6 protein-coding genes are annotated in these 12023 nt (G+C 75.7%); 5 read left to right on the top strand and 1 reads right to left on the bottom strand.

Translation table 11 applies throughout. From position 1 onward, the window contains the following. Positions 1 to 279 precede the first annotated feature (279 nt). A complete protein-coding gene (locus tag ACGFZL_RS07400; protein WP_393689977.1) occupies positions 280 to 1488 on the bottom strand; it encodes a nucleotide sugar dehydrogenase in 1209 nt (402 codons plus the stop codon). 288 nt (positions 1489 to 1776) lie between these two features. Between ACGFZL_RS07400 and ACGFZL_RS07405 the strand changes: the two genes are divergently transcribed. The 5 genes from ACGFZL_RS07405 to ACGFZL_RS07425 all read left to right on the top strand — a co-directional run bounded on the left by ACGFZL_RS07405 (position 1777) and on the right by ACGFZL_RS07425 (position 12021). Continuing rightward, positions 1777 to 3483, top strand: coding sequence for a glycerol-3-phosphate dehydrogenase/oxidase (locus tag ACGFZL_RS07405; protein WP_355167700.1), 1707 nt, complete (start codon positions 1777 to 1779; stop codon positions 3481 to 3483). A 215-nt stretch (positions 3484 to 3698) separates the two neighbouring features. Beyond that, entirely contained in the window at positions 3699 to 5756 is a 2058-nt protein-coding gene (locus ACGFZL_RS07410; protein WP_393690195.1) for a serine/threonine-protein kinase, read from the top strand. 164 nt (positions 5757 to 5920) lie between these two features. Next, positions 5921 to 8830 (top strand): protein kinase, encoded by a 2910-nt coding sequence (locus ACGFZL_RS07415; RefSeq protein WP_393689978.1) that lies wholly within the window; start codon positions 5921 to 5923, stop codon positions 8828 to 8830. A gap of 146 nt (positions 8831 to 8976) precedes the next feature. Continuing rightward, positions 8977 to 10764 carry a protein kinase domain-containing protein gene (locus tag ACGFZL_RS07420; RefSeq protein ID WP_393689979.1) on the top strand — a complete coding sequence of 596 codons (1788 nt, stop codon included), beginning with the start codon at positions 8977 to 8979 and terminating at the stop codon, positions 10762 to 10764. 93 nt (positions 10765 to 10857) lie between these two features. Beyond that, on the top strand, positions 10858 to 12021 hold the full coding sequence (locus tag ACGFZL_RS07425) for a serine/threonine-protein kinase (protein ID WP_393689980.1): 1164 nt from the start codon (positions 10858 to 10860) through the stop codon (positions 12019 to 12021). Positions 12022 to 12023: the final 2 nt, after the last annotated feature.

Consider the following 12023-nt stretch of genomic DNA (forward strand, 5'->3'; position numbering starts at 1 on the left):
GCGGCCGGCCTTCGGCGTGTCCCCATGGGACGCCACAGCAGGCCAACCCGCTGGGATCGAGTCCGTCTTCGGATGGTCCAGTTCCGGAGGAGGTGGATCTTGCGGATCTACGGACGTTGAGCGGCCGCCCCCAAGCGAGATGGGGGCGGACACCCGTTCATCGTCCTGGCGCCTGCCGCAGTACCCGCTGCGGTGGGCGCCGCCTGCTTTCACGGTACCCGCGCCGCCCCCCGTCCACCACCAGCCTCCGTGGTGCGGCCCCCCGCGCGCGCCCCCTCCTCACAACCGGTGCGCCGCCCCCGTGGGCGTGGCCCCCCGGGTGTCGAGGAGGAGCTGGGCCTTCACCGACAGGCCCTGGAGGTCATACGTGCGGTGCTGCTGGAGCAGGATCGTGAGGTCGGCGTCGGCGGCGGCCTCGTAGAGGGAGTCGGCGCGGGGAACCGGGCGGTCCAGGACGTTCCAGGACGGGACGTGGGGGTCGTGGTAGCTGACGGCGGCGCCCAGTTCCATCAGGCGGGTCGCGATCTCGTGGGCCGGGGTCGCCCGCTGGTCGCCGAGGTCGGCCTTGTAGGTGACACCGAGGAGCAGGACGCGGGCGCCGCGCGCGGACTTGCCGTGCTCGTTGAGGAGGGCGGCGGCGCGCTGCACGACGTAGCGGGGCATCTGGGCGTTGACCTGCTGGGCCATCTCGACCAGGCGCAGGCCGCGCGGGGCGTGGCCGGTGAGGTCCTGGGGGACGGAGTGGCCGCCGACGCCGGGTCCCGGGCGGAAGGCCTGGAAGCCGAAGGGCTTGGTCTCCGCGCAGCGGATGACGTCCCAGAAGTCGACGCCCAGGTCGTGGCAGAGCATGGCCGTCTCGTTGACGAGGGCGATGTTGACGTGCCGGAAGTTGGTCTCCAGGAGCTGCACGGTCTCGGCCTCGCGGGTGCCACGCGCGCGTACCACCTTGTCGGTGAGCCGCCCGTAGAAGGCGGCGGCCGACTCGGTGCAGGCGGGGGTGAGGCCGCCGATGACCTGCGGAGTGGTGGTGGGCGTGGCGTCGCGGTTGCCGGGGTCGACGCGGCTGGGGGAGTAGGCGAGGTGGAAGTCGCGGCCGGCGCGCAGTCCGGAGCCCTGCTCCAGGATCGGGCGCAGGAACTCCTCGGTCGTGCCGGGTCGGACCGGGGACTGGAGGATGACCGTGGTGTGCGGGCGCATGTGCGCGGCGAGGGTGCGGGCCGCGTCCGCGATCTGGGCGAGGTCGGGGGCGCCGTCCGCGTCCGGCGGGGTGGGCGGGCAGATCACCGCGGTGCGCACCCGGCCCAGCTCGGCGGGGGCCGCGGTGGTGCGGAAGCCGGTGGCCAGCATCCGGCGCACCTCGGCGGGGGTGAGCGGGCCGGGCTCGGGTCCGGTGGGGTAGCCGAGCGTGGGGATGCCGGCGGCGACGGCGGCCTGGGCCAGCGGCAGGCCGTACGGGCCGAGTCCGATGACGGCGAGATCTGCGGGCATGGCGTGGGCCGTCCTTCCCAGTAACCGAAGCGGGACAGGTGCGCAAGCCCGGTGGACAGAACGGGCGAGCACAACGTCAGACTAGGAGTAAATATGACCGACCTGTGGGATTGCGTGCCTGTATGTCCGGGAGTGTCGAGATGTCCGGAGCTGCCGAGCGTTGTCCACAGGCCCGGCGCGTGACGGCGGAGTCGGGCAAGCTGGTCAGAACCTGGGCGGCGGGGTACCCAGGGACCGGGCCTCGCCCCGACGGGGTGCGGCGGACGTGACGGACAGCGGGAGGCAGCGGTGAGGACAGCGACACTGGGGCCGGAGCAGCGCGCCGAGGCGCTCGCGGCGATGGCCGAGCGGGAGCTGGACGTACTGGTGGTGGGCGCCGGCGTGGTCGGCGCGGGCACCGCCCTAGACGCGGTGACACGCGGCCTGTCCACCGGCCTGGTCGAGGCGCGGGACTGGGCGTCGGGCACCTCCAGCAGGTCCAGCAAGCTGATCCACGGCGGGCTGCGCTATCTGGAGATGCTCGACTTCGCCCTGGTCCGCGAGGCGCTGAAGGAGCGCGGCCTGCTCCTGGAGCGGCTCGCGCCGCACCTGGTCAAGCCGGTGCCCTTCCTCTACCCCCTCCAGCACAAGGGCTGGGAGCGGCTGTACGCCGGCTCGGGCGTCGCGCTCTACGACGCGATGTCGATGGCGCGCGGCCACGGCCGGGGCCTGCCCGGGCACCGGCACCTGACCCGCCGTCACGCCCTGCGCGTGGCACCGGCGCTGCGCAAGGACGCCCTGGTCGGCGCGTTGCAGTACTACGACGCGCAGATGGACGACGCCCGCTTCGTCACCACCCTGGTGCGCACCGCGGCGGCGTACGGCGCGCCGGTCGCCAACCGCGCCCGCGTCACCGGCTTCCTGCGCGAGGGCGAGCGCGTGGTCGGCGCGCGCGTGCGGGACGTCGAGGCGGGCGGCGAGTACGAGATCCGGGCCAAGCAGGTGGTCAACGCGACCGGGGTGTGGACCGACGACACCCAGTCGATGGTCGGCGAGCGCGGCCAGTTCCACGTCCGCGCCTCCAAGGGCATCCACCTGGTCGTCCCCAAGGACCGCATCCACTCCAGCACCGGCCTGATCCTGCGCACCGAGAAGTCCGTCCTCTTCGTCATCCCCTGGGGCCGGCACTGGATCATCGGCACCACGGACACCGACTGGGACCTCGACAAGGCCCACCCGGCCGCCTCCAGCGCCGACATCGACTACCTGCTCGAACACGTCAACTCCGTCCTCTCCGTGCCCCTCACCCGCGACGACGTCCAGGGCGTCTACGCGGGGCTGCGCCCGCTGCTGGCCGGCGAGTCCGACGCCACCAGCAAGCTCTCCCGCGAGCACACCGTGGCCCACCCGGTGCCGGGCCTGGTCGTGGTGGCGGGCGGCAAGTACACGACGTACCGGGTGATGGCCAAGGACGCCGTCGACGAGGCGGTGCACGGCTTGGACATGCGGGTCGCCGACTGCGTCACCGACGACCTGCCCCTGCTCGGCGCCGAGGGCTACCACGCGATGTGGAACGCCCGGGCGCGGGTCGCCGCGCAGACCGGGCTGCACGTGGTGCGGGTGGAGCACCTGCTCAACCGGTACGGCACGGCCGCCGAGGAACTGCTCGCGCTCGTCGCCGCCGACCCCACCCTCGGCGAGCCCCTCCAGGCCGCCGACGACTACCTGCGGGCCGAGATCGTCTACGCCGCCTCGCACGAGGGCGCGCGCCATCTGGACGACGTGCTGACCCGGCGCACCCGGATATCCATCGAGACCTTCGACCGCGGCACCCGCAGCGCCCGCGAGGCCGCCGAGCTGATGGCACCGGTCCTCGGCTGGGACAAGGACCAGGTCGAACGGGAGGTCCAGCACTACGAGAAGCGGGTCGAGGCCGAGCGCGAGTCGCAGCGCCAGCCCGACGATCTGACGGCCGACGCGGCCCGCCTCGGGGCACCGGACATCGTGCCGCTCTGACGGGGCACCCGCAGGGGATGACGCGCGGTCAGCCCGCCGTGCGGCCGGGCAGAGCCCAGTCCCTGACCCGCACGCGGGCCGGCCGAAGGGCGCCGTCCACCGGTCCGCGCCGGGCACGCGGGCGAGGACCGGTGCGAGGGGCACCCTGGGCGTCGGGCACTTGTCGGGTGAGAGACAATGAAGGCTCTGTCAGGGCGGGTTGCATGAGGGGACGCATGTCGGAGGCGGAGCGGGCGGGGACATCCCGTCAGGACAAGAGCGCACGTCTCCTCGCCGGGCGCTACCGGCTGGGAGACGTGCTCGGCCGAGGCGGCATGGGGACGGTGTGGCGCGCCGAGGACGAGACCCTCGGACGCACGGTCGCCGTCAAGGAGCTGCGGTTCCCGACCAACATCGACGAGGACGAGAAGCGGCGCCTGATCACGCGCACCCTGCGCGAGGCCAAGGCGATCGCGCGGATCCGCAACACCAGCGCCGTGACGGTCTACGACGTCGTCGAGGAGGACGACCGGCCGTGGATCGTGATGGAGCTCGTCGAGGGCAAGTCGCTCGCCGAGGTCATCCGCGAGGACGGCCTGCTCGACGCGCACCGCGCCGCCGAGGTCGGCCTCGCCGTGCTCGACGTGCTGCGCTCGGCGCACCGCGAGGGCATCCTGCACCGCGACGTGAAGCCGTCCAACGTGCTGATCTCCGAGGACGGCCGGGTGGTGCTGACCGACTTCGGCATCGCGCAGGTCGAGGGCGACCCGTCCATCACCTCCACCGGCATGCTCGTCGGCGCCCCCTCCTACATCTCGCCGGAGCGCGCCCGCGGCCACAAGCCCGGCCCCGCCGCCGACCTGTGGTCGCTCGGCGGCCTGCTGTACGCGGCGGTCGAGGGCACCCCGCCCTACGACAAGGGCTCCGCCATCGCCACCCTCACCGCGGTGATGACGGAGAACCTGGAGGAGCCGAAGAACGCCGGGCCGCTGAGGGACGTCATCTTCGGGCTGCTCAACAAGGACCCCGACCAGCGGCTCGACGACGCCGGGGCGCGGGCGCTGCTCACCCGGATCGTCAGCGCCCCGGCCGGCGCGGGCGAACCGCTGGACGCCACCCGGGTCGTGCCGCTGCCCGCGCAGCCCGACGAGCGCTCCCGCCGGGGCGGCGGGAAGGGTGCCGGGGGCAGGCGGACCGAGGAGGGCGGCGACCGGCTGCGCGGGGCGCTGCGATCGGTGCGCAAGGCCGCCGTGGGTGCGGGGGCCGGGGCCGGCGCGGGTGCCGCCGGGAGTGACGCCCGGTCCGCGTCCGGCTCCGGTTCGGCGCCCGCCGCGTCGGGCGTGCCCGCGTCGCGGACGCCGGCGGCCGGTTCCGGGGCCGATGCGGGTCCAGGCCCGGGTGCCGGCTCCGGCTCGGGCTCGGCGGGCTCCGGTGGGGTGAATGCCGGGTCCGGCGGGCGGAGTTCCGGCTGGCCCGTCGTGCCGCCGCCGGACCTGCCCGCCCGGTCCGCGCCCCGGGCGCCGCTCAGCGACGTGGTGCCACGCCGGACGCTGGTGATCATCGCGGTGGTGGTGGCCCTGGCCGTGCTCGGCACCGTGCTCGCCCTGGTCCTCGGGGGCGGCGACGACGACAAGGGCGCGCAGGGCGCCGGCGACGCCAAGTCGTCCGCCTCCGCGCCCGCGAGCGGCGACACCGGGCGGGAGGCGAGCGGGGGCACGCGCACCGACGGCTCCACCGGCGCCAGTGCCTCGGCCACCGGCGAGTCCCCGCGGTCCAGCGCCAGCGGGTCGGGCAAGCCCGGCGCGGGGAGCGGCGGCTCCGACGACGATGACTCCGACGACACCGACGACTCCAAGGTCGAGGGCGTGGCCACCACCCACCAGGGCGCCCAGGGGTACCGGCTCGGCCTGCCCGCGGGGTGGAAGTACGGCTCCAAGGACTCGGCCGGCGACCGCTTCACCGGCCCGGACGGGCAGAAGCTGCTCGTCGCCTGGACGTCCTCGCCCAAGGGCGACCCGGTGCAGGACTGGAAGAACCAGGAGCGGTACATGACCCGCTCCGGCTACCAGAAGATCCGCATAGAGAAGGTGGGCTTCCGGAGCTGGAACGCGGCCGACTGGGAGTTCACCTACACCGACGGCGGCACCTCCTACCGGACCGTGGACCGCGGCTTCGTCGTCGACGACCGGCAGGGGTACGCCCTGATGTACACCGCGCGGGCCGCCGACTGGGACGGCGACCAGCGCCGGGACACCTGGAGGACGCTGACGGAGAGCTTCCGGCCCAAGTCCTGAGCCGGCACTCGGGGTTGGCCTGTACCAGATTCGGGCACGAGAGATCCGGCATCCCTCGTTGCGGGTTGCCTCCGGCACGTATCGTGAGTGTTTGCGGACCGTACGCAGCCGTAACGGGCCGCCGGACGAACGGAATCGACCGACAGACCGCCGGGGGTGGCGACGTGGACGACTACGCGGGACGGGTCCTCGCCGACCGCTACCGGCTGCCGCTGCCGCCCTCCGACGAGTACGAACTCACCGAGTCGCCGGCCTTCGACACCTACAGCGGGCAGGAAGTCCTGGTGCGGCAGCTGCCGTTGCCGGAGGTCGTCGAGGCGGAGGTGCTCGACGCGGAGGGACTGCCGGAGGGCTTCACCGCCCGTGACGGCGCCGTCCGGCGTCCGGTCCAGCGGACCCCGTCCGGGCGGGGCGGGACGCGCCGGCCGGCCGACCCGGTGGTCCGGCGGGCGGTCGAGGCCGCGCAGGCGGCGGCCGCGGTGCCCGACCATCCGCGTCTCGACCAGGTCTTCGACGTGTTCGCCGAGGGCGGTTCGCTGTGGGTGGTCAGCGAGCTGGTGGCCGCGAGGCCGCTGGCCGCGCTGCTCGCCGAGCAGCCGCTGACGCCCTACCGGGCGGCGGAGGTCGCCGCGGACGTCCTGCTCGCGCTGCGGGTCCTGCACGCCTACGGGTGGGTGCACCGCAACATCACCGCGCGCACGGTGCTCGTCTGCGACGACGGCCGCGTGATGCTGACCGGCCTGGCGGTGGGGGCGGCCGAGGAGGCCCTGTGCGGGTACGACCCGGTGCCGGCCGCGGAGGACGACGAGGCGGCCCCCGCCGCCCCGGCCCTCCCCGCGACGACACCGACGGCTCCCGGCACGCCGGGCACCTCGGCGTACCCCGCTCCCGGCAGTCCGGGCCCGCCGGTGGCACCCGCCCTCGGCGGTCCCGGCGGTCCCGGCGCTCCCGTGGCACCCGCTCCCGGCGTGCCCGCCCCCGGGGCCCCGATCGAGAGCTACGGTCCCGGTGGCACCGGCCCCGCCGGGGTCGATCCCGAGGCCGAGCGGCGGGCCGCCATCCAGGCGCGGAACGCCGGTGAGCTGCCGGGCCCGGGGAAGCCCGAGGGGGGCCGGGCCCTGCCGGGACCCGGCCCCGCCGGGCCGGCCGCCACCGACGACGTCCGCGCGGCCCGCGCCGGTGCGATCGCCGCGTACCGGGCGGGGGCCCGTGCCGCCGCCCGCATCCAGGAGGCGCAGACCGGCCGTGCCGCCCTGCCCGGCGCCCGCCCCGCCCCCGACGACGGTCCGGCAGCCGACGAGGGGCAGGACCCGGGCTCCCGGCCCGCGCCCCCGGGACAGATCGCCGACCCCTACGGCGTGCGCACCACCCCCTGGCACGGCGCCACACCCCGCCCCGCCGGCGGCCCACCGCCCACCACCGCCCAGCCCCCGACCGCCTCCCCGCCCCGCGCCCTCCCGGCGGCACGGGACCCGCACGACCGGCCGCGCTCCGGCGGCTCCGGCGCGCCGGGCCCGTACGACCGGAGCACCTCGCAGGCCCAGCCCGGCGGTCGGGCCGCACCGGATCCGTACAACCGGGCGCACCCCGACCGTCCCGCAGCTCCGGGCCCGTACGACCGGCCGCGCTCCGATGGTTCCGGCGCGCCGGGCCCGTACGACCGGAGCACCTCGCAGGCCCAGCCCGGCAGTCCCGCCGTTCCTGGCCCGTACGGCCGGCCCGCTCCCGACCCTCGCCCCGCCGCTCAGGTGCCGTACGAGAACCGACCGCAGCACCCCGCCCCGGGCCGTTGGGACGAGCCGGCCGGTCGGGCCGCCCGGCGCGGTCCCGCCACCGCGTTGGCCGCCGAGCGGGCGCGGCAGGCGCGGATGGCCGTCGTGGGGCCGGTGACCGAGCGGTGGGCGCCCGAGCAGGCCGGGCCGGTGCACGAGAACTGGCAGTTGGCGGCGCCCATCGGTCCCGCCACCGACCTGTGGGCCCTCGGCGCGCTGCTGTTCCGCGCCGTGCAGGGGCACGCGCCCTACCCGGAGGAGTCCACCGCCGAGCTGGTGCAGATCGTGTGCGCGGAGCCGCCGGCGTTCGCCGAGGAGTGCGGGCCGCTGCGCCCGGTCGTGGAGTCGCTGCTGCGTCAGGACCCCACCGAGCGCATCGAGTTCGAGGAGCTGAGCGGCTGGCTGCGCTCCCTCGTCCGGTCGGCGCCCGAGCCGGAGGCCGGGATGCACGTGGTCGCCGCCCCGCCCCCCGACACCGCGCGGCTGCCGATCATCCGGCGCCGCGGCGAGCTGGTGCGCCGGCGGCGGGCCGGCCTGCCCGCGCACCACGGGCGGCACAAGCGGGCCCGCGAGGAGGCCGAGCGCTCCCCGCGCAGCCTGGGCCGCACCCTGCTCCTCCTGGTGCTGCTCGTCCTGGCCGGCGCGGTCGCCTACGCCATGTTCTTCATGCCGAAGAGCGACACCGCCGGTTCCGGCGCGGGCGACCGCACCGGCTCGGCCGGTGAGGCGAGCCGTCCGCCGCCCGAGCGGTCGCCGGACGACTCACCGAGTGCGGAGCCGAGCACGGAGCCCAGCACGCGGCCGAGCACCGAGGAGCCCTCCGGCGCCACCGAGCCGCAGAGCAACGTCCCCGACGGCTTCACCCTGCGCCAGGACCCCGAGGGCTTCCGCCTCGCCGTGGCCGACGGCTTCCGCCGCACCCCCCGCAACGGCAGCGGGCAGGTCGTCTACACCAAGGGTGCCTTCGAGCTGTTGGTCGTTCCCGGACGGGACAGCGCGGGGCAGTACGGCACCGACCCGATGGCCTACCAGCGGGACAAGGAGCGGGAGTTGCAGCCGTACCGCGACTCCAGCTGGGCCACCTCCAGCGGCCTGAAGACCATCGAGGTGGGCGGACGCACCATGGCCGAGGGGCAGTTCACCTGGACCGGGTCCGGCGGAGGGGAGCTGTTCGTGCGCAACGTGGCGATGCTCATCGATGGCCGTTACCACATCGTCCAGGTGCGCGGCCCCGAGGCCGAACGCGACCAGGTGACCCGCATCTACGAGCAGGCGTCGGCGAGTTACCGGTACACGCGCTGACGGGAGCCGCGCCGAAGGGTTGCCTTCCGTTCGCGGAAGCGACAACCGTCACAGAGCTGTCCCGGTGACCCCCCGGGCGTTCCCCGGGAGGCGGTCGGTTCCTTAGTCTGACCCTGACAACACCATTGCGGGGCAACGTGAATCAGATGCAGGGCCGGCTCGTCGCGGACCGTTACCGGCTCGGTGACGCCATCGGCAGCGGCGGTATGGGACGGGTGTGGCGCGCCCACGACGAGGTGCTCCACCGGACCGTCGCCATCAAGGAGCTGACCGCGGCGCTCTACGTGACCGAGAGCGACCAGGCGGTGCTGCTCGCGCGCACCCGGGGCGAGGCGCGGGCGGCGGCGCGGATCAACCACTCGGCGGTCGTCACCGTGCACGACGTGCTGGAGCACGACGGCCGGCCGTGGATCGTGATGGAGCTGGTCGAGGGCCGCTCGCTGGCCGACGCCGTCAAGGAGGAGCAGCGGGTCGAGCCGCGCGAGGCCGCCCGGATCGGCCTGTGGGTGCTGCGCGCCCTGTGCGCCGCGCACGCCGCGGGTGTCCTGCACCGCGACGTCAAGCCGGGCAACGTGCTGCTCGGCCGGGACGGCCGGGTGCTGCTCACCGACTTCGGCATCGCCCAGATCGAGGGCGACTCCACCATCACCCGCACCGGCGAGGTCGTCGGCTCGGTCGACTACCTCGCGCCGGAGCGCGTCCGGGGCCACGACCCCGGGCCGGCTTCCGACCTGTGGGCGCTGGGCGCGACGCTGTACACGGCGGTGGAGGGCGTCTCGCCGTTCCGCCGCACCTCGCCGCTGACCACGATGCAGGCGGTGGTCGAGGAGCAGACCCCCGAGCCGCGGAACGCCGGCGCGCTGGCGCCCGTCATCGAGGCCCTGCTGCGCAAGGACCCGGCGGCCCGGCCGCCCGCCGCCGAGGCCGAGCGGCTGCTCGCCGCGGCGGCGGAGGGGCGGCACCCGGGCGCCCCTCCGGCGGTGGGGTACGGGGACACCGGCCAGGGGCCGGGCCACACAGCGGTCGGTCATCCGGCCCCGGGTTATCCCACGGCCGGGCAACCCGCCGCCGGCCATCCCGCTACCGGCCATCCCGCCGCTGGCCATCCCCCCACTGGCCATCCGGCGACCGGCCCGACGGCCATGGGACCGGCGCCGGCCTGGCCCCCGGCGGCCACGGGCCCGACCCCCACCGGGCCGATGACGCACACCGGGCCCGTCCCCGCCGCCGGCCCCCTGCGCCGGCGCCTGCGCACGCTCGCCCTGATCGTCGTGGTGGCCGCCCTGGTCGGCGGCGGCACCGCCGTCTGGCTCCAGAGCCGGGACGAGGGCCGGGGCTCCGGACAGGGCGGCGCGGGCCCCACGCCCGGCCCGACCACCTCGGCCACCTCCGGCCCGTCGCCCTCCACCTCCGCCTCCGAGGACGACCCGAGTGCGGGCCCCTCGGAGCCCTCCGACTCCGTCCCGGCGGGCTGGACGCGCCGCGACGACCCGGCGGGTTTCAGCCTCTCGCTGCCCGAGGGCTTCAAGCGCGAGGAGTTCACCACCGACGGCGGTCTGAAGCAGATCGACTACTCGCCCGACGGCGGCCGGAACTTCCTGCGGGTGGCCGTCGAGACCGACCCCGACTACGACGACCCGGTCGCCCACCAGCGCGACCTGGAAGCGCAGTTGCAGGGCCTGGCCGACTACCACCGCGTCACCCTGGCCGCCTCCACCTACCGCGACCGCAAGAGCGCCCACTGGGAGTACACCTGGACCGCGCGGGCCAAGGACACGCCGTTCCCCGGTCCGCGCCGGGCCGTCGAGGAGACGTACATCTCCCGCGACGGCACCGAGTACGCGATCTACATGTCGTCGCCCGCCGAGAACTGGCCCACCACCCGCGAGCAGTTCCGGACGGTGCTGCGCAGCTGGGAGGAGCAGCCCGGCTGACCCGGTCCCCGGCCGCGGGGCGCCCTCCCGGCCCGTCGGTTGTCGGCCACCGGCGTCCCGGCGGTCCGGAGCGCGTGCCTCCGGTGCGGCATCATGAGCCGCATGGTGACCGAGGGCGCGGGCGGGCGGGTCCTCGCGGGCCGCTACCGGCTCCAGGAGCGGCTCGGCCACGGCGGCATGGGCATCGTGTGGCGGGCCACCGACCAGCTGCTGGCCCGTCAGGTGGCCGTCAAGGCGCTCCCGCTGGACGACACCCTCTCCGCCGCCGAGGCCCGGCGCCGCCGCGAGCGCACCCTGCGCGAGGCCCGCGCGGTCGCGGGGCTGCGGCACCCGCACGTCATCGTCGTCCACGACGTGGTCGAGGAGGACGCGCACGCGTACATGGTGATGGAGCTGGTCGACGGCGGCTCGCTGGCCGACCGGCTCCGCGCGCACGGCCCGGTGGACGCCCGCGAGGCCGCCCGCATCGGGGTCGCCCTGCTCGGCGCGCTGCGCGCCGCACACGCCGCCGGCGTCCTGCACCGGGACGTCAAGCCCTCCAACGTGCTGGTCGGCGCCGACGGCCGGGTCGTGCTCACCGACTTCGGCGTGGCCCAGGTCGCCGGCGCCACCACCCTCACCGAACTGGGCGCCTTCGTCGGCTCGCCGGAGTACACCGCCCCCGAGCGGATGTCCGGGGCGCCCGCGGGGCCCGCCGCCGACCTGTGGTCGCTGGGCGTCCTGCTGTGCGCGGTGCTCAGCGGCGCCTCGCCCTTCGAACGCGACTCCCTGGGCGGCGTCCTGCGCGCCGTCGTCACCGACGCGATCCGCCCGCCGGCCGAGGCCGGGCCGATCCTGCCCGTCGTCCGGGGCCTGCTGCAACGCGACCCGGAGCGGCGCGTGGACGCCGAGGAGGCGGAACGGCTGCTGCGGGCGTACCTCGCCACCGGCCGCACGCCGGCACGCCGCCGTACCCAGCCCCGGGTACGGCCCCGTACCCGGACCCGCCCCGCCGCCCGTGGTGCCCTCGCCGCCCTCCTCCTCGTCGCCTTCGCGGCCGGCGCCGGCGTCGCGGCGGTGGCGCTGCTCGCCGACCACGGCGGCAGCGGCGGCGGCAGCCCGTCGAGTTCGGCACCCGCGACCCCGACCCCCGGCCCGTCACCGCCGGGGAGCACGCCCAACATGCCTAAAGGGGAGATAAGCGGCACCGCGCGTCACGGGTCTGTGACCACGGGCCACAAGCGGTGGATCGGGACACCTCCACCGCGATATGGATGAAC

Source organism: Streptomyces sp. NPDC048182 (assembly GCF_043202555.1).
Lineage (GTDB): Bacteria > Actinomycetota > Actinomycetes > Streptomycetales > Streptomycetaceae > Streptomyces.